The organism is Ralstonia sp. 22086, assembly GCF_052045975.1.
Classification (GTDB): domain Bacteria; phylum Pseudomonadota; class Gammaproteobacteria; order Burkholderiales; family Burkholderiaceae; genus Ralstonia; species Ralstonia wenshanensis.
The window spans coordinates 156,024-174,050 of sequence record NZ_JBQEPZ010000002.1 but is presented as its reverse complement, the minus strand read 5'-3'; the positions used below and the strand labels follow the sequence as shown (position 1 = coordinate 174,050).

19 protein-coding genes and 1 pseudogene are annotated in these 18,027 nt (G+C 62.7%); 12 read left to right on the top strand and 8 right to left on the bottom strand.

The window, feature by feature from the left end; translation table 11 throughout:
* Positions 1 to 219: 219 nt before the first annotated feature.
* From groL to ACTJK6_RS09890, 5 genes are all read left to right on the top strand, one after another.
* Positions 220 to 1,857 (top strand): chaperonin GroEL, encoded by a 1,638-nt coding sequence (gene groL, locus ACTJK6_RS09910; protein ID WP_440838883.1) that lies wholly within the window; start codon positions 220 to 222, stop codon positions 1,855 to 1,857.
* A 127-nt stretch (positions 1,858 to 1,984) separates the two neighbouring features.
* Complete coding sequence (locus ACTJK6_RS09905) at positions 1,985 to 2,362, top strand: hypothetical protein (RefSeq protein WP_440838882.1); 378 nt, start codon at positions 1,985 to 1,987, stop codon at positions 2,360 to 2,362.
* 16 nt (positions 2,363 to 2,378) lie between these two features.
* Entirely contained in the window at positions 2,379 to 2,762 is a 384-nt protein-coding gene (locus tag ACTJK6_RS09900; RefSeq protein WP_316871021.1) for a hypothetical protein, read from the top strand.
* 197 nt (positions 2,763 to 2,959) lie between these two features.
* Positions 2,960 to 3,412, top strand: coding sequence for a hypothetical protein (locus tag ACTJK6_RS09895; protein WP_440838881.1), 453 nt, complete (start codon positions 2,960 to 2,962; stop codon positions 3,410 to 3,412).
* 109 nt (positions 3,413 to 3,521) lie between these two features.
* A complete protein-coding gene (locus ACTJK6_RS09890) occupies positions 3,522 to 4,079 on the top strand; it encodes a hypothetical protein (RefSeq protein WP_440838880.1) in 558 nt (185 codons plus the stop codon).
* A 52-nt stretch (positions 4,080 to 4,131) separates the two neighbouring features.
* Here the strand turns inward: ACTJK6_RS09890 and ACTJK6_RS09885 are convergent, their stop codons facing one another.
* From ACTJK6_RS09885 to ACTJK6_RS09870, 4 genes are read right to left on the bottom strand one after another with little or no spacing between them, the layout of a single operon-like run.
* Positions 4,132 to 6,525 (bottom strand): exo-beta-N-acetylmuramidase NamZ domain-containing protein, encoded by a 2,394-nt coding sequence (locus ACTJK6_RS09885; protein WP_440838879.1) that lies wholly within the window; start codon positions 6,523 to 6,525, stop codon positions 4,132 to 4,134.
* Positions 6,480 to 7,742 (bottom strand): putative glycoside hydrolase, encoded by a 1,263-nt coding sequence (locus tag ACTJK6_RS09880; protein WP_440838878.1) that lies wholly within the window; start codon positions 7,740 to 7,742, stop codon positions 6,480 to 6,482. The genes ACTJK6_RS09885 and ACTJK6_RS09880 overlap by 46 nt, the downstream gene beginning before the upstream one ends.
* A complete protein-coding gene (locus ACTJK6_RS09875; protein ID WP_440839305.1) occupies positions 7,735 to 8,523 on the bottom strand; it encodes a polysaccharide deacetylase family protein in 789 nt (262 codons plus the stop codon). The genes ACTJK6_RS09880 and ACTJK6_RS09875 overlap by 8 nt, the downstream gene beginning before the upstream one ends.
* Before the next feature lie 53 nt (positions 8,524 to 8,576).
* On the bottom strand, positions 8,577 to 9,170 hold the full coding sequence (locus ACTJK6_RS09870) for a rhomboid family intramembrane serine protease (protein WP_322018349.1): 594 nt from the start codon (positions 9,168 to 9,170) through the stop codon (positions 8,577 to 8,579).
* Between the two features lie 180 nt (positions 9,171 to 9,350).
* On the opposite strand from ACTJK6_RS09870, the gene polX reads away from it, so the two are divergent.
* Positions 9,351 to 11,099: a DNA polymerase/3'-5' exonuclease PolX gene (polX, locus tag ACTJK6_RS09865; RefSeq protein ID WP_440838877.1), complete on the top strand. Its 1,749-nt coding sequence runs from the start codon at positions 9,351 to 9,353 to the stop codon at positions 11,097 to 11,099.
* A 161-nt stretch (positions 11,100 to 11,260) separates the two neighbouring features.
* Complete coding sequence (locus ACTJK6_RS09860; RefSeq protein ID WP_232040258.1) at positions 11,261 to 11,578, top strand: HPF/RaiA family ribosome-associated protein; 318 nt, start codon at positions 11,261 to 11,263, stop codon at positions 11,576 to 11,578.
* A 23-nt stretch (positions 11,579 to 11,601) separates the two neighbouring features.
* On the opposite strand, the gene phbB is transcribed toward ACTJK6_RS09860, so the two are convergent.
* The 4 genes and pseudogenes from phbB to ACTJK6_RS09840 form a co-directional block, all read right to left on the bottom strand.
* Complete coding sequence (gene phbB / locus ACTJK6_RS09855; protein WP_316871028.1) at positions 11,602 to 12,348, bottom strand: acetoacetyl-CoA reductase; 747 nt, start codon at positions 12,346 to 12,348, stop codon at positions 11,602 to 11,604.
* 7 nt (positions 12,349 to 12,355) lie between these two features.
* Entirely contained in the window at positions 12,356 to 12,799 is a 444-nt protein-coding gene (locus tag ACTJK6_RS09850; protein WP_433868011.1) for a hypothetical protein, read from the bottom strand.
* A 71-nt stretch (positions 12,800 to 12,870) separates the two neighbouring features.
* Positions 12,871 to 13,527: a nitroreductase family protein gene (locus ACTJK6_RS09845; RefSeq protein WP_440077195.1), complete on the bottom strand. Its 657-nt coding sequence runs from the start codon at positions 13,525 to 13,527 to the stop codon at positions 12,871 to 12,873.
* A 98-nt stretch (positions 13,528 to 13,625) separates the two neighbouring features.
* Positions 13,626 to 13,813, bottom strand: a pseudogene (locus ACTJK6_RS09840) (alcohol dehydrogenase); the annotation flags it as partial.
* A gap of 187 nt (positions 13,814 to 14,000) precedes the next feature.
* On the opposite strand from ACTJK6_RS09840, the gene ACTJK6_RS09835 reads away from it, so the two are divergent.
* The 5 genes from ACTJK6_RS09835 to ACTJK6_RS09815 all read left to right on the top strand — a co-directional run bounded on the left by ACTJK6_RS09835 (position 14,001) and on the right by ACTJK6_RS09815 (position 18,026).
* A complete protein-coding gene (locus ACTJK6_RS09835) occupies positions 14,001 to 15,491 on the top strand; it encodes a bifunctional aminoglycoside phosphotransferase/ATP-binding protein (protein WP_440838876.1) in 1,491 nt (496 codons plus the stop codon).
* Positions 15,492 to 15,730: 239 nt separating this feature from the next.
* The gene (locus ACTJK6_RS09830) at positions 15,731 to 16,165 is read left to right on the top strand and encodes a hypothetical protein (RefSeq protein ID WP_322018344.1); all 435 of its coding nucleotides are present in this window, start codon (positions 15,731 to 15,733) and stop codon (positions 16,163 to 16,165) included.
* A gap of 22 nt (positions 16,166 to 16,187) precedes the next feature.
* Complete coding sequence (locus ACTJK6_RS09825; RefSeq protein ID WP_260801725.1) at positions 16,188 to 16,652, top strand: CBS domain-containing protein; 465 nt, start codon at positions 16,188 to 16,190, stop codon at positions 16,650 to 16,652.
* A 35-nt stretch (positions 16,653 to 16,687) separates the two neighbouring features.
* Positions 16,688 to 17,371 (top strand): dienelactone hydrolase family protein, encoded by a 684-nt coding sequence (locus tag ACTJK6_RS09820; RefSeq protein ID WP_440838874.1) that lies wholly within the window; start codon positions 16,688 to 16,690, stop codon positions 17,369 to 17,371.
* 4 nt (positions 17,372 to 17,375) lie between these two features.
* Positions 17,376 to 18,026, top strand: a complete 651-nt coding sequence (locus ACTJK6_RS09815; RefSeq protein ID WP_440838873.1) for a phosphoribosyltransferase — start codon at positions 17,376 to 17,378, stop codon at positions 18,024 to 18,026.
* Position 18,027 lies beyond the last annotated feature (1 nt).

The following is an 18,027-nucleotide window of genomic DNA, read 5'->3' as shown; positions in this document are numbered from 1 at the left end:
TTGAGAGTTCATTCGCTTCCCTAGAGCCACAATGGTCCATGCGTGCCGAAGCGCGTTGATATGGCGCAACCTTTGATCCAGCCCAAACTGGCATATGACGTCATGGCTAACCTGAAAAGCAGCAGCACGTGCATCGCATACCACTCGTGGCGGCGGCACCCGCTGCTGCTGTGAGCGAAACCGCACGCCGCGGCACATTCCATCCAACGTGAGTTGACCATGACAGCCCGCACCCTCGTCTTCCATCAAACCGCGCGCAGGATGATGCTCAACGGAATCGACCTGTTGGCCCGAGCTGTCAAGGTGACGCTCGGGCCTGGCGGCCGCAACGTGATCATCGAGCGGCCGGGCATGACGCCTATGGTCGCCAACTCCGGCGTGGTTGTTGCGCGTTCCATTTCATTGCGCGAGCCCTTTGCCGATATGGGTGCCCGATTGCTGTGCGAGGCAGCGGCGCGCACCAGCGAGGTCGCGGGTGACGGCACCACCACGGCCACCACCTTGGCACACGCCATCGTGGCGGAGGGCGTGAAGTACGTAGAAGCCGGACACGACCCGATGCAGCTCAGGCGCGGTATCGAGGCCGCCGGCGCTGTGGTTGCGCAGCAGCTCCACGCCATGGCTCGGCCCTGCACCACCGTTGACGAAATGCGGCAGATCGCCACGATTTCCGCCAGCGGAGACCAAACCGTGGGCACGCTGGTGGCGCGCGCGGTTGAGCAGGTCGGCAAGGACGGCGCCATCAGTGTGGAAGATGGCTCGAAGCTGGAAGACCAGTTGGAGATCGCAAAAGGCGCGCGTGTTGACCGGGGCTTTCTATCGCCATTCTTTGCCACCACCGAGAGCCGGGCCGTCGTGCTGGAAGAACCATGGGTCTTATTGTGCGATGCCACGATCAGTTCGATTGCCCAATTGCTGCCGGTTCTCGAAGCCGTGTCCGGCACCGGTAAGCCACTGCTGGTCATTGCCAACGAAGTGGAAGGCGAAGCGTTGGCCACGCTCGTGGTCAACAACCTGCGCGGCACGCTCAAGAGTTGCGCGATTCGCTCGCCCGGCTTTGGCGAGTCCCGCACGGAACAACTGGCCGATCTTGCTGCGCTGACTGGTGCGAGCGTCATCTCATCGCAGACCGGCGTTTCGCTCGAGCACGCGACGCTTGACCAGCTGGGCCGCGTACACCGAACGGAAACCACCAAGGATTCGACCACACTCATCGCCGCCGATACGGCAAAGGCCGAGGTGGAACGCCGCGTGGGCCAGGTGCGGGCTCAACTCAATGACGCAAAGACAGACTACGACCGCGAGCAACTTCAGCACCGGATCGCGCGCCTGAGCGGTGGTGTGGCTGTCATCAAGGTAGGCGCGGCAACCGAAGTCGCGTTGCACGAACGCAAGAACCGCTTTCAGGATGCCCTTCACGCCACCCGTGCAGCCGTTGAGGAAGGCATCGTTCCCGGCGGTGGCGTTGCATTGCTCCGTGCGCGCTCCGCAATCGACGCATGGAGCGCACCCAACACCGAGCAGCATGCCGGTGCCCGTATCGTGCATACCGCCCTGGCCGCGCCGATGCTGCAGATCGCAGCCAACGCAGGCGCAGACGCACAGGCAGTCGTCCACCAGGTCCTCTCCGGGGAGGGATCGCACGGCTACGATGCGGCGTCCGATCGCTATGGCGACATGCTGGAGCTGGGTGTAGTCGACCCCGTCAAAGTGGTACGCACGGCATTGCAGAACGCCGTCTCCATTGCCGCCCTGTTGTTGACCACGGATTGCATGATCGCCGACGCGCGGGAAGGCTATGTTGACCGGCCGGATGAAGCTTCAAGCCCGGCCATGTTCAACGCCGGATACGCGTAGCAAAACCCCGGTCATCCCGAGCATTCATGACCCCACTGGCGACGGATCAAGCTTTGCTCACGATCAAGGGAGCTTCCAAACCGTCCTCTACAGTGATGACAAGACACTTCGACACGCCGGACTTGCCATGATCGCTCACGCCTTCGTCCACCATCAGCGCTCCAGAGCGACGCCCGCCCGGCACATCAACGAAGACGCATTGGCGACGGCCTTTCTTCCGGATGCCAGTGCGTGTCAGCTCCCTGATCCGGCGCTTGCCGTTCTGGCAAGAACGGCCGCTTCCTGGTTTGCCCCAACGTTGGCCACCGCAATCCATCTCAGCGCGGAGCATGGGCGTATTCGCGTTGCCGGGCACGTCTGCAATGCCCGCCCGCTAGCCTATCTGAAGATCGCGCTGCTGCGCTTGCCCGGCGTCGTCGGACTGGACATGTCGGTTACGGTGGAAGCCACCACCAAACCGCTGCGAGCGGAGAACGTGGCCTTGCAACGCCACCACGTCGGCTAACCGGGGGCGCGCAAGCATGCATACGACTTTTTTTTGCGCGACCAGTTGTCCGTGCCCCCACGCCAACTTCGATCCGAAATGTCCGCAGTCAGTGGAGGAGATTCTCCGCGCGTATGCTGCGCTCTTCTGGTTCAACCTCTACCTCAGGTGCCCCGACTTCTCCACTGCGGATGGCATGTTTCCGCGGGAGCCAGATGTTCGCCAGAAGTATCTGGCAGTGCATTCGAAAGTCTTCACACACTGGGCCACGGCGGCCAACCGTATGGGCATCACCACCGCGCGTTTTCGTGATGTCTGCGCGAACGTGCGCGCGGCCTGGATTGGACCGGACGACCCTTTGCGCGGGTGCCGCGCCCGGGCCGATGTCCTGTCGGACCATCCGGAATTGGATTTGGACTAAGCACCGGCCCGCCTTCTCACCAAGTGCAGTGAGGGCCGCATCGCCCTCCGACGCAGGTCTTTTGGCCCAGGCAGCTAACAGCCTCACGATGACCGCCCCATCAGGGGCGTACGGCAAGCCGATCTGGCGGCTTGCGTCAGGTCAACTCTGGCAATGACGAAGTGCCTACCCTGCAGTCATATCAACCGGAGATCGTGATGCCACAGCCTACTGAAGCAGTCTGCAACCTTGCCTGCGCCACCCTGCGCGATGCCAGCCGCGCAGCCGAGTTCTTCGTCGATAGCCAGCTTCAGCTCGCGCGCCTTCGCGTCAAGATGGCGGAAACGGCGCTGCAGAATCTGTCCCAGCTGGAGGGCCAGTTGGACGCAGTCAAAGACTGGCGTGGCCTGGCCTCGGCACAGAGCGCCTATATGAAGCTGCAAGCCAGCCAAGGCGCAAACACGGCTCGCCAGTGGGCCGACCTCCTCAATGACGCACAGCGCTCATATCTACGCCAAGCAACGGAGTGGAACGACCAGTTCCAACATCGGCCGGGCACGGCTGCATCTCCTGCACAACTGTTCATCGCCTCCTTGGACTCTTGGCAAACATTGGTCAACACCTTCAACGCGATAGCCGCATCGGCTACGCAAGGCCGGACGCCGTCGTAACCGCGCACGAGGCCCAAGAGCGCGCAAGGCGCGTGACGGCGCGCAGGCCGAATGGCTGGCGACTGCCGATCGGAATGTGCAATGCACGGCGCCGACGAAAGAGAAGAGCTTGATTCCTGTCAACGAGGGTGTTTGGCAGCTACCTATTCTTGAAATAGCCATCGGGCAAACACAGAGTGGATGGAAACGATTTTTGATTCAGCGGTTGAATTTGATTTGTTTGCAGGAGCAAAAAATGCGCGGAAAACTCATGATGGCTCTGCTCGTCGCTGCAGCAGCCTCCACGTCGGCGTACGCACAAGGTAAGCCCGACACAGCACCGAACAGCGACGGACAACGGGCCGGCAAGGTAGATCCCTATACGGATGGCGCCAAACAGGCCAAGCCCGACCCGTACACAGAAGGATCGAGGAGCGGCAAGTTTGATCCGTACACGGAAGGCGCAAAGGGCAAACGCGACGCCTATACGGAAGGCGCCAAACAAGCCAAGCGCGACCCGTACACGGAAGGATCAAGACGCGGCAAGTTTGACCCGTACACGGAGGGCGCAAAGGGCAAACGTGACCCCTACACGGAAGGCTCGAGGAGCGGCAAGTTCGACCCGTACACGGAAGGCGCAAAAGCCAAACGTGACCCACATACGGATGGCGGCAATCAGACGAAGTAGAAGCATCGGGGATTGCCTTTTCGTATTCCATCTGTCGGCGTAGCTGCCTCCTTCAGTACAGCAGATACGCCGCACGCTGGGAAAGGAAGGCATCGGTCTGGGCGATGTAGGCGTGCTCGATCGCGTCCAGCGAAACGCCATCACGCAGCATTGCCCAGACCGTCTCGGACCCCACGGACACGCGGATCGTCTCCAGCTTGAAATGCTGCGGATAGCGCTGCGACAGCACTCGGGCCAGCGCTAAACCGATGCGACCGGGGTGCGTGAGCGCAGACGTCTGGTGGATCGCTACACCCGAGCACGAGCGGCCATGGTATGGCCCCTCTGACGGCACAAAATGGACGGGCGTATAGGTAGCGCCCGTATTCAGCGCATTGAGTTCGCGCGCTACCGCAGCGCCGTCCATCCACGGTGCCCCGACCATGCCGAACGGCGCCGACGTGCCTCTGCCCACGCTGACATTCGCGCCCTCGATCAGCCCCACATCCGGATATCGCTCCAAGGCGGCGAAATCCCGCAGGTTTGGCGATGGCGGAACCCAACCCAGCCCCGTGTTGGCAAAGCGCATGGCGCGGTCGTACTGTTCCATGGCCACCACATGCAACGCTGCGCCAATGTGCAGCTGGTCGTTCAGCAGCCTCGCAAGCTCGCCGATCGTCATGCCGTGCACAAGCGGCAGAGGCACGTAGTTCGTCAATGACCGGTCTGCCGTATCGGATACCGGCCCACCAACCAGATCGCCACCTATCGGGTTGGGACGGTCCAGAACCAGCACTGGAATGCGGGCCTTCGCTGCGGCTTCCAGCGTCGCCCCCAGGGTCGCAAGGTAGGTAAAGAAGCGTACGCCGGCGTCCTGCAGGTCGAACACCACGACGTCGATATCAGCCAGCGCACTGCGTGGTATGTCCTTGCTGTTGCCATAGAGGCTATGAACAACCACATTGGAGCGTGCATCGATCGTGTCACCGAAGCGCGCATCGAGATCGGTGCCGATGCCATGCTCAGGCGCAAAGATGGCGCTCAACCGCACGCCGGGTGCCTCATTCAGTACATCGATGGTCCGGCGCCCCTGCGCATCGAAGCCACTGTGGTTGGTGACCAAGCCGACCCGCTTCCCGACGAGCGGTGCGAAGCCGTTGGCCTCCAGTACATCGATACCTGATCGCACGGGCCCGACCGCCATGGGCAAGCGGCGGCCGGCACTGGTCACCGCTTCGGCCATGGTCGGGGCGCGCACCGCGATCTGTTCGCCCGAGAGCAGCGGCGCAGAGTTCGATACCAGATTCAGCACGGCTTCACGCAACGGCATGGCGTTACCCTGCTCGTCGGGATACAGCCGGCTCGTGAGCACAATCACGAATCGGCGCGTGACCAGGTCGATCCATAAGCCGGTTCCGGTATAGCCCAGGTGCTGGAGGAGTCCGGCGCGCGGCGCGCGATAGCGATTGGGGATCAACGGCGCCTGGACTTCCCATCCCAGCGTGCGGGTCGCCTCCACCGCAGCTGAACCGTCCGGCGTCAACAGCAGGGCAACGTTGTCCGGTTGCAAGATACGGCGATCGCCAACGCGGCCCCCGTTGAGCAGCATCCTGGCGAACAGCGCGAGGTCATCCGCCGTGGAGAACAAGCCCGCGTTGCCGGAGACGCCCCCCAGTGCGGCGGCGGTCGGATCATGGACTTTGCCGCGAAGCCATCGTCCGTTGCGAATGATGGTCGGAGCGATGCGCGTGATCGCCTTGCGGCTCGGACGAAACGCGGTGTCGCGCATGCCAAGCGGCCGAAAGATATGCTGCGCACACCATGTATCAAGTCCTACCCCACTGACACGCTGGACGATCTCGCCCAAGGCGACATAGTTGAGATCGCTGTAAATGACACGGTGACCCGGCTCAGAAATCGGCGGCATGATCCCGATCGCGTGAAGCACCGAAGCGGGGCCCCGCAGTTCCGAACGAGCTGCCAGGCCAGGAGGCAGGCCGGACGTGTGCGTGAGCAACTGCCGTATCGTGATGCGCGACTTTCCTCCGTCCGCGAAGGCTGGCCAGTACCGGCCGGCCGGCGCCTCCAGGTCCAAACGTCCACGCTCTGCCAACTGCAACACCGCCGTGGAAGTGGCCACTGCCTTGGTAAGGGATGCCAGATCGAAGATGGTGTCTTCAGTCATCGGCTCAGCGTCGCGTCCGACGGTGCGCTGACCCAGCGCGACACGTTCGCGCACCCCGCTGGCATCACCGATGGCTACCACCGCCCCCGCCACATTGGCATCGGCAATCTGCGCGGCTACCACGGCTTCCAGCTCGTGCATGGGCACAGGCTTGCCCAGCGGCCCTGGCGTGCTGATGGTTGGCTCGGCGCGCCCGCTCTGCATGCACGCCAACAACAGCGCAGCCAGCACCGCGGCTATCGCGGCAAGTTGGCGGGATCGTAACGATTGCGCGCGTTCCATAGCATCCATCCGTTGGTACCTTCCGCGTCAGCAGCGTCGACTTGGGCGCGAATCATCTCGGCATTGAACTCACGACGATCAAAAGCATAGTCCCGGAATGCCTGGAGCCATGGCCGGAATCTCACCCCCGGCAAACCTGTGCGCCGCTTCGCTTCAGCCAGGGAGTGCGAGACGATCTCGCCGGGCTTCTCGGTGGGTTTCCTGACACCCGGCAAGCCCCATGTGAAACCGGACGGATAGAGCATGGGCGAGATGTAGTCCACCACGGCGCCCAGCGTGTTGATCTGCTGGCCGATCGCGGTGTCGTCGGTGTTCCAGCAGACGTAGCCGAAAATATCCGCTGCCAGGTAAATGTTGTACGGCCGCAGCCGCTCTCTCGCCTGCGCAAGAAAACCCGTCACGGCCGCAACCCGGTGTGCCTGCGTGTTGGCCTGATGGAACTGCAAGCCATTGGCGTCCGGAAAACGCAGGTAGTCGAACTGGATCTCGTCGAACCCGAGTCTTGCAGCCTCTTCCGCCACGTCAAGCGAGCTGGCCCAGGCGGCTTCCACGCCAGGGTCGATCCATTGTTGATCTTCACGATCGTGCCAGAGCGCTCCATCGCGGTCCCGCACGGCCCATTCGGGGTGCGCCCGGGCCAAGGGGTCGTCCTTGAAGACGACGATGCGCGCAATCAGGTAGAGGCCTCGTAGACGAAGTTGCCGAATCACGGCGGCGAACTGGTTGATGCGGGCTGCACCGTTCTTCTGTTCGCGGGCGGCGCTGACTGCCACACGGGCCGCGCTCGGGTACGGTGTATCGCCCCGGTCGCCCTTGATATCGATCACCAGCGCATTGATCGCTGTCTCGCGCTGGAGGGCGACGGCGGCATCGCGCAAGGATTTGTTGGATACGCCCTGTACCGACAGATAGACCGCTCGGGGCTTGATCTGCTTGAGCACGATCTCGGCTGCGGGCTGCGGGCCGCCAAGCACTAGTTCCGCGCGTGCATAGCCGGGGGCACGGACGCTGACCACCGCGCGTGCATCCACTGCCGCCGCTGGAATATCGACCAGGCCAGCCACATCGGCATTTCCGCTCTTGCCCTGAACAAATGTGATTGCGCCTTCCACAGGAAGGTGGGTCTGTGCATCTACCACCCTGACCTCGGCCGCGCCGGCAAACTGCGCGCAGGAAAGCCACGCAGCGGCGAGCCAAAGGCGCAGACGGCTACTCATGATTGCCCTCGGCCGCATTGAGAATGTTCGTCATGCATCGTGCACCACAGCCATCGGTGATCAGGTATCGTGGCAGTGCCATGGCGGGTTGGCTCGCCCGCAGCGGTTGCGCGTCCAGCGTGAAGGCCGCGGTATAGCCTTCCTCTCGTGCAATGCGCTCCAGCTCAGGATCGTGGATGCCGAAAGGCCACGCCAGCAAATGCACGCGGACGCCGATTTCCGTCTCGATGCGCACCTTTGCGCGGCGCAACTGATCGCGGGCGAACTTGACGAAATCATCGGTGCTTCGGTGCATCCGTTCCACGCGGAAGTTCGGATGCCAGTAGGTATGGGACTGCACGTCAAACTGCCCGGTGCGGGCGAGCGCTCGCAACTGGGGCCAGGTCATTGCGTAGGCGGCATTTGAGATGGCAGACGGGTACACAAACAGCGTTACGGGAATGTGCCGGCCGCGCAGCGCGGGCCACAATGTCTCGTACACAGACCGGTGGCCGTCATCCACCGTAATAACCACCGCCTTCCCCGGCAGTGCATCTTGCTCGCCTTGGTGCCAGCGCAGGATGTCCGCGAGCGGCACGATGCGATAACCAGCCGCCTCGATCGCCTGTAGATGTGCTTCGAACGTCTGCATCCGAACCGTCATGGTGCTATCCACCGTCGGTGCAAAGCGGTGATAGACGAGCACCACCACATGTGGCTCCATGGCCGGCATCTCTGCGTGGGCAGCCGGATACGCAAGCATCAGGAGTGCACAACACAACGAGAAGATCCAGGTGTTCATCAGCCGTGCCTGCGAAGAAGAGTGGATAGCGCGCATCGCCCGGCCCGCCCCGGTTATGACGCTCTGGGTGTGCCGTGCAGCCAATGCCAAAGCAGCACCCCGCTGCCCGCCATGCCGCCCAGATGGGCGAAGTGCGCGACATCGACTTCGGTTCCGCTCACGCCCAGCGTCAGCTCCACGATCGCATAGAGCGTTGCAAACACCCACGCAGGCATCGGGATGGGCGGGATCAACGGAACGATCATGCGATTGGGAAACAGGACGGCATACGCGAGAAGCAATCCGAACACGCCCCCGGAAGCGCCGATGACCGGCCCCGCCGGCAGCACGCTCAAGGCTGTAAAGGCGATCTGCGCAAAGGCCGCACTCAAGATGCTGGATACGTAGAGCAGCCAGGCCCGCGGTGTACCCACGGTGCGCTCCACGTCGCGGCCAAACATATAGAGCCCGAACATGTTGAGCACCAGATGCGCCCCGTTTGCGTGCAGGAAGGCGTATGTCAGCGGTTGCCACGGCATGAATCCGCTCCGCAGGCCGGCCCCTGATATGCCGAGCGGCCAGAGAGCAAAGGTACGCAGCAGCTCGTCTCCTGCAAAGAGCTCTGCACAGAACACCGCCACGTTGGTGAGGATGAGCAGCTTGATCATGAAGGCACCCCTGATCTCTGCCCACGATACGGCCGCGCGCGTTGGCCGGGTTGATCTCGCGCAAGGCGGGTCGACAGTGTGTCTTGATCCTGCAAAGCCACGCATTCCGTTTGATGTGCCGCAAGGCCCCCGCATCGCCAGATGAAACGATAGAGGGACTTGCATGCAAGAGGATGACCCATGCCATTGGCCGCTTCTTATCAGTACCCCGCGAACCAGGCCATCGCTGCGATCTTCAACGAAATCGCTGATTTATTGGAGGTTGAGGAGGCCAACCCGTTTCGGGTACGCGCTTACCGCAATGCTGCCCGCATGGTCGAAGGCATGACGGAAGGCGTTGACGCCATGCTGGCACGCGGCGCCGACTTGACCGCCTTGCCAGGTGTTGGAGTCGACCTCGCGGCAAAAATGCGCGAGATCGTCGAAACGGGAACCTGCGCCATGCTCACACGTGTGCGTACGGAGGTTCCATCGTACGTGCTTCAACTGCTTCAATTGCCTGGGCTGGGCCCAAAGCGGGCCCGTGCTTTGCAGCACGAGCTGGGCATCACATCGTTGGACGAGCTGGCTCGGGCAGCAGCGGCGCACCGCATTCGCGAACTGCATGGCTTTGGCCCCCGAAGCGAAGAGCGATTGCTCGAAGCCCTCAACGCACGCCTGGCGCGCGATCGCCGTTATGGTTTGGCAATCGCCAAGCCATGCGCCGACGCACTGACGCATTACCTGCTGGCGAGCGGCCTGGTCGACCAACTCGTCGTTGCCGGGAGCTACCGGCGCGGCCGAGACACCGTGGGGGATCTGGACCTGCTCATCACGGGAAGAAAACGCGCACAGATCGTTGAGCACTTCGTGCACTACAACGAGGTCGCTACCCGAATCTCAGCGGGACCCACCCGTGCAAGCGTCGTCCTGAAAAACGGCATGCAGGTGGACTTGCGCGTGGTGCGCTCCGACGCTTTCGGCGCGGCGCTGGTGTATTTCACCGGATCGAAGCCGCATAACATCGCTCTGCGCAAGCTTGCGCAGGCTCAGGGTCTGAAGATCAACGAATATGGTGTCTTCCGAGGAAAGGCGCGCATCGCCGGCCAGACGGAGGCGTCGGTCTACCGTGCAGTGGGCTTGCCTTGGATCTGCCCCGAGCTGCGCGAAGACCAAGGCGAGATCGCAGCCGCGCAGTCCGGCGCCCTACCATCCCTCGTTGAACAGAGCGACATCAAGGGGGACCTTCATGTCCACACATCGGCCAGCGATGGCACCGCCGGCCTCGAAGCGATGGCGGCGCAGGCGCGCCTGCTGGGCTATCAATACCTGGCAGTGACCGATCATTCGCCACGCATTGGCATAACCCATGGGCTCACGGCGGAGCGCCTGGCCGCACAAGCCGATGCCATCGACCGCTTCAACGCCGAACACGAGGGTTGGCCCGTGCTGCTCAAGGGGGTTGAAGTCGACATTCTGGAGGACGGGTCACTGGACCTGCCGGATTCGGTGCTGGGGCGCCTGGATCTTGTCGTGGGCGCAATCCATAGCCACTTCAGTCTGCCGGCCGACCAACAGACGTCACGCATTCTTCGTGCGCTCGATCATCCGCACTTCACCATCCTCGCCCACCCGCTAGGCCGGCTGATTGGCGAGCGCAACGCCTGCAACGTTGACCTCAAGCGGGTCCTGACCGCCATTGCACAGCGCGGCTGCTACGTTGAGGCCAATGCCCAGCCCTCCCGCCTGGACCTGTCCGACGTTGGATGTCGCCTGGCAAAGGCGGAAGGCGTGCTCGTGAGCATTGCGTCTGACGCGCACAGCCCGGCTGATCTGACGAACCTGCCCCTGGGTGTCACGCAAGCCCGCCGCGCATGGCTGGGGCAGGCAGACGTGCTCAATGCGCACTCGCTCGACACGCTGCTGCCGTTGTTGAAGCGGACCATGTGACGAGCGCACGCGCACACCACCTCGGGCATTCTGTATCTGCACCGCAACATGTCGTACCTCGTGCCCATCGGGTTGATCCGAGTCAAGGTGCCGGAAATCGTGCGATCAAGAATGAACACATGAATTTCCACATCAGTATCCAGACCAACCGGAGCCAAACCATGAGCGTCCCAGTCGACATTTCCTTCCAGGGTATTCCGCATTCCAAGGCCGTCGAAGAAGCGGTTATCAACCATGCAGACCGCTTGAAGCGCATTCGTGCCGATCTGATGCGCTGCCGCGTCAGTCTTGCCGTGGGAGCCAAGCATCAGCACCAGGGCAAGCCGTTCGACGTCCACGTCCACGTGTTCACACCGCATCAGACGCATGTTTCGAGCAATACGTCCAACGAGGATCCCTACGTCGCGCTCCGCGAGGCCTTCACGCACGTGGAACGCATGCTCGTCGAAGCCAACGGCAAACGAGAATCACACTCTTGAGGCATCGTGCTTGTGCACGCGCGCTACTGCATGTGCAAGCCACCATTCACGGCCAGGTTGGCACCGGTAATGTAGGCAGCGTCCTCGCCGCAGAGAAAAGCCACCAGGGCCGCCACCTCTTCTGGTCGACCAAGACGGCCCAGCGGGATCTGCGGAAGAATCCGTTCTTGCATGATCTCGCGGGGAATATCGCGGGTCATTCGCGTGGCGAGATAGCCGGGCGAGATCGTGTTGACGGTCACGCCCTTTGCGGCACACTCGAGGGCCAGCGCTTTGGTGAACCCATGTATGCCGGCCTTGGCCGCCGCATAGTTCGTCTGCCCGAACGCACCCCGCGAACCATTGACCGACGAGATGTTGATGATGCGGCCCCAACCGCGGTCGATCATGCCTTCATACACCGGCTTGGTCATGTTGAAGACGGAGTCGAGATCGGTGGCCAGCACGTTCCGCCAGGCTTCGAGCGTCATGCGCTTGAAAGTCATGTCCTGCGTAATACCGGCGTTGTTCACCAGAATGTCGACCGGGCCGACGGTCGAAAGCACGTCGGATACGCATCGCTGGCAAGCGTTGTAATCGGCCACATCCACCGCGAACGTCTGGAACAGGCGCCCGTAGGCATGCTGTTCTGCCACCCATGAGGTCACATGCGCGTTGCCCAGCGAATGGGTAACCACCACGCAATGCCCTTGCGCGTACAGACGAACGGCAATGGCTTCACCCAACCCGCCCATACCACCGGTGATGAGCGCAATGCGCTGTATTGTCATGACGGCCTCATCGCGTCGTCGGACGTACGCCAGCGCGGGGGCAATCGCGCTTGCACAGGAGCCACCGATCTGTTTCCGGTTCGATACGCAAGCGCACAACGGCATCGACCGGCTTTGTACCGGCCCGAACGCTCAGGGTCTGCATTACGCCCCGGTACGCAGCGGTTATCTGATAGTGCCCGCGCGGCAAGCGCATATACAGCAGCGGCCCCTCCGTGCGCACGCGCAATCGAAGCGTTCCGCGATCGTCCGCCACCGAGACATCCACATCCGACAACGCCTCGCCGGTTCTGGCCGACACCACGTTCAGCCGCACGTTGAAACGGCTTGCCATTGCGTGCATGGTGTCGCGCGCGTCGCTGCCAACGCCACCCGACACATAGGCGATCTCGTTCTGAACGCGGACTTCCGGAGCCGCCGCCGCATCAGCCCCAGCAGCACCGGCGTGCATGCTGGCGGCCAACGCCCACGCGACTAGAAGGCAGCGCGGCAATAGACGACATGTCTGGTTCATTTCATACCTCACCGCTCAGCGGCCGGATGGCCGACCGTCTGTGCCAGCACCGGCACTTCGTCTTCATTGAGCGATAGCGCTTCTGCCAGAAAACGCTGATTGAGCCAGCCGCGCACCACACAGCCGAGCCCGGCCGAGGCACAGTAAAGCGACACGTTTTGCGAGATCGCTCCCGCCGCCACACCGGAAAATGTTTCGCGCACCGCTTCTGGCATCTGGTCTGCACGCGCATGGTTCACCACGTACACCAGATCCAGCGGCGCCTTGCCCACAAAATCCTGGTATCCGGTCAGGTTGCGCGCGTCCACGGCATGCTTGAGACGCAGGCGGTGGGCCGCAGGCTCGTATTCGTAGACGCCCTCTGGCAGGGCGACGTAGATGTCGATCTCGTTCAGGCCGTGCGCTGATGGCGCCGTTCGCCCCCCGATTTCCGGCCGGTTGATGCCGTTTGCCGCCCATAGCAATTCGCTCAGTTGCTGAAGTGACAGCGGCGTGGGCTCGAACGCCCGCACGCTTTTCCGCTTGCTCAGCGCAGCACTCAACGTGTTCCCGCCATCCAGTACCGGCGGCGCCAGTGCAATGGTTGCCGCTGGCGCCGCGTGGGACGTTGACTGCGGCAGTAGATGTTGCACAGGGTCATAAGACAGGAGCATCGTCTGGCTCATGGCATTCACCTCATCAAACTGAAAATCCATCGAACATGTTTGGCCGCCTAGGCGGCGATGATCACCTTGAGCGCCTGAGTCTTCGCGGCGTTGCGGAAGGCAGCGCCGACCGACTCCACCCCCACGCCTTCGTGGCCCAGCGTGCGCCCTTGATGCTGTGCAGATCGGTGCCGCAGATGGTGGTTAACGTGACGCGCACCACTGCGTCCCCCGGTGCCTGCAGTACCGGTTTCGGCTTGTCGGCAAGGGTGATCTTGCCGGGCCCTTCGTAGACGAGTGCTTTCATTGGGGAACCCCAAGAAGACGATGACTCCATGCTAGGCAACCGACCCGTGCGGACGTTGATCTACGTCAGGGCGCATGGCAGCCACCGCGCGATATTGACCTTCTCTATCCGGAGGCGAAAACCGCGTATGGCCGAACAAGCCACCACCATTCCATGCTCGCAGCCACCAGAAGCGTTGGTGACGCGAATGCTCGAAGCAGCATCGTATCCACACCCCGCTGCGGATCTGCAGATGATCGAAACCCATCTGTCGTGGGTCTTCCTGGCCGGAGAATTTGCATACAAGGTGCGCAAGCCGATCAAGCTGGACTTCGTCGATTTTTCGACGCTCCGTGCGCGGCAAATCGATTGCGAGGAGGAATGGCGCCTGAACCGCCGCCTCGCTCCTGCGCTATACCTTGGCGTGGTGCCGATATCGCACGATCCGGCCACGGGCGGGCTCCACGTCGGTGGGCAAGGCACGCCCTGTGAGTACGCGGTCTGCATGCGCCGCTTTGCCCAGCAGGACTTGCTCAGTGCATTGGCGCGTGATGGGCGCCTCCGCGCGAGGGAGATCGACGCACTGGCCGACCTGATCGCTGACTTCCACGCAACCGCGCCTGCCTGCGGCTCAGGCTCAGACGATGGCACACCCGCAAGCATTCAGCGCACGCTTGAGGACTGCGCAGCGGCGGTGATTGCCCTCACCACGGAACCCCAGATTGCAGCGGCCACGGTAGCGCTGCTTCGTCAGCATGCAAGTCGCCTGGAAGCGACATTCGCGTCACGCCGGCGCAGCCGCCATATCCGCGAATGCCATGGCGACCTTCACCTGGGCAACATCGTACTGATCCATGGCCAGCCGACGCCGTTCGACTGCCTGGAATTCTCTGCGTCGCTTCGTCGGATCGACACCATGTACGACACGGCGTTTCTGTTCATGGACTTGCTCGCAGCGGGCCTGCATGCGATGGCGTATCGCCTGATCAACCGTTATCTCGAGCGATGCGGCGACTATGGCGGGTTGGCAGTCCTGCCCTTCTACGCATCGATGCGCGCGCTCGTGCGTGCCCGTGTGCTGCTGGAGCGCGCCCATCAGTTGGAGGGAACCCCCGATCTGGTTGCCAGGCCGCGCGGCGAGGCACGCCGCATGCTCAACCTGTCTAGTGAGCTGCTCTGCCGAAACGATGCCTGCATTCTTCTCATGCATGGCCTTTCTGGCAGCGGAAAATCCACCCGCGCAGAACAGCTTGCCGAAGCAGAAGGGATGATTCGCGTGCGCTCCGACGTCGAACGCCAGCGCGTCGAGCATCCCGCCGCCGTCGACCGCTACCTGCCGCGCGCAGTCGAACGTACCTATCGGCGCCTTGCCGCTGTCTGCAAGCTGGGGGTAGGCGCCGGCTTCCCGATGATTGCGGATGCCACGTTCCTGGCCGAGCGCCAGCGCCGACGTTTCTTCTCGCTGGCGCGCCGATTGGGCGTGGCCCTGGCCATCGCGGACTGCGTGGCCGACGTCGACACGCTGCGCATGCGTATCCGCAATCGCATGCGCAGCCGGGCCGACGCATCGGAGGCGGACCTGCACGTGCTGGATGCCCAGATCGCCACACAGCAGCCGCTCAACGTGGAAGAGCGAGCGCATGTGATCCCCGGCGAGATATCCAACGTGGTGCCCTACATCAGAGGCACAGAACGGTGATTCCGTTTGGGCGTGCTCAGGCACCCAAGCGCCCTGAGATCAAGCACCGTAGCGATGGTGTTCCGCGCGCGGCCGCCAATTTGCGCCACATCAACGCACACAACTGCAAAGTGCCTACGCTGCATATGGACACCTGATTCGGCGGCCCCCCTCACCTGCCCGCCAAGACCCCACCGGAGATCACAATGCAACAACCTGCTGATATGGCATGCAACGTGGCATGCGCCGTCATGCGCGAGATGAGCCGCACCGCCAGCTTCATGCTCGAGGCGCAGATCGACCTGGCCCATTTCCGGCTCAAGCTGGCCGAGGCTGCGCTGGAGGATGTGCGTGAGCTCGAACATGAACTGAGCGGCACGCATGACTGGACATCGCTGGCCACTGCACAAGGCATCTTCATGAAGATGCAATCAAGCCACGGCGCCAACGCACTGAAGACCTGGGCCGAGTTCACGAACAAGCTGCAGGCAGCCTATTTTCGTCGGTTGACGGAGTGGACCCAGCAGATGCAGCAACCCGAAGGCCAAACCTCTTCCTCACAGTTGTTTGCCGCGTCCTCCGATTCGCTGAAGGCCTTCTTTGACAGCTTCAACCTCATGGCTCCGCCAGACTCCGAAGCGAAGAAGAACGGATTGGCACGTTCCACGACGGCAAGAGCCGAAAAAGCCGCCTGATCAACACGCCAAGGAGCCCATCATGCGAGTTCAGGACGTCTATTCACACAATGCAGTACACATTCCGCTTTCCTGCACGCTTCAGGAGGCAGCACAGCAGATGCGCCAGAAGCATGTCGGTGCACTGGTCGTGACGGAAAACACCCCGTCCGGGCCCCGCGCGATCGGCGTTGTCACGGATCGCGACATCGTGCTTGATGCGGTTGCGGTTGGGGTGAGCCCATCGCAGACCTGTGTGGCCGATGTGATGAGCCGGGGCATCTCCAACGTACCGCTCGAGGCAAGCCTGAGCGACGCGTTGCAGGAGATGCTCTCATGCGGCGTGCGGCGTGTCGGAGTGACGTCCGACGGTGCGCTGGTCGGCGTGCTGTCTTTGGACGATGTGCTCGGCGCAATGGCCACCGAATGGAGCCTCATCGCCCGGCTTGTTCATAACGAGCGTGAGCGCGAGATGACCGGTAGCGTCCAGCCGCCGCTGAGCGTGTAATCCGGCGGCCACCCCACTTCAGGAAGACATCTCCCATGAATCCCGAGCCGCTTTCTCTCAGCATGGATATCGTGGCGGACGACGCAGTGCTGGAAGGCACGCTGGACTGCCCCGGCAATGCAACCGGCCTGGTGATCTTTGCGCATGGCAGCGGAAGCTCAAGGCACAGTCCGCGCAACCAGTACGTTGCGCATCAGCTCCATGCCGCCGGCCTGGGCACGCTGCTCTTTGATCTATTGAGTGCGGAAGAAGCGTCGCATGCGTCGTGCCGGTTCGATATCGACCTTCTGGCACGGCGTCTGCATACAGCCACACACGCGGTAGGCAGCATCGCGCGCGAACGCAAGTTGCGCCTCGGCTACTTCGGCGCCAGTACAGGCGCCGCAGCCGCGATCCTGGCGGCGGCCGAACAGGACGACGCCTGCCCGATCGAGGCGGTCGTCAGCCGCGGCGGTCGCCCCGATCTTGCTGGCCAACGTGCGCTAAGCAAACTCGCCTGCCCGACCCTACTGATCGTCGGAGCTGCCGATTTGGACGTTCTCGATCTGAACCGGCAGGCTCTAAGCCAGATGCATTGCGAGAAAGCCCTGGAGACGGTGCCCCACGCAACGCACCTTTTTGAAGAGGAAGGCGCGCTCGAACAGGTGGCCGAGCTGGCGCGGGCGTGGTTTGTCCGCCACCTGAGTGCAACCTCCCAACCTCACAGACACGCGAGGTAGCCCCATGCGATTCAAAGATCGATTGGATGCAGCGCGTATGCTCGCGCAGGCACTGGAGAAGTACAGGGACATGCACCCGCTGGTATTGGCCATCCCACGGGGTGCGGTTCCAATGGGCGCACTCATCGCGCACGCACTCGGCGGTCAGCTTGATGTGGTGCTGGTTCGCAAGCTCGGCGCACCGTTCAACCCTGAACTGGCTGTCGGCTCAGTGGAAGAAGGCGGCTGGACTTACTTCGCACCCTATGCCAGCCGCATTGGCGCGGACACCACATACCTCGAACAGGAAAGCGCCGAACAGATGGACGTCATCCGTCGGCGCCGTGCGCTCTATACCCCGAACCGCGGTCCGTATGAGGTAGAAGGACGCGTCGTGATCGTGGTCGACGATGGGCTGGCAACCGGGGCCTCCATGAAGGCAGCACTCCACGCCATACGCCAGCGCCATCCGCAACGCCTCATCTGCGCCGTTCCCGTGGCGGCACCAGACAGCCTGGAGGAAATCCGACCGCTGGCCGATGAGGTCGTCTGCCTCTACGCGCCGCAGGGCTTCCGCGCGGTCGGCTTGTATTACGCCGATTTTCCTCAGGTGGAAGACGCCGAAGTGCGTGCTGCGCTGGGTGTGACTCCGCAAACCGAGCGCCGGGCCGGCTGAC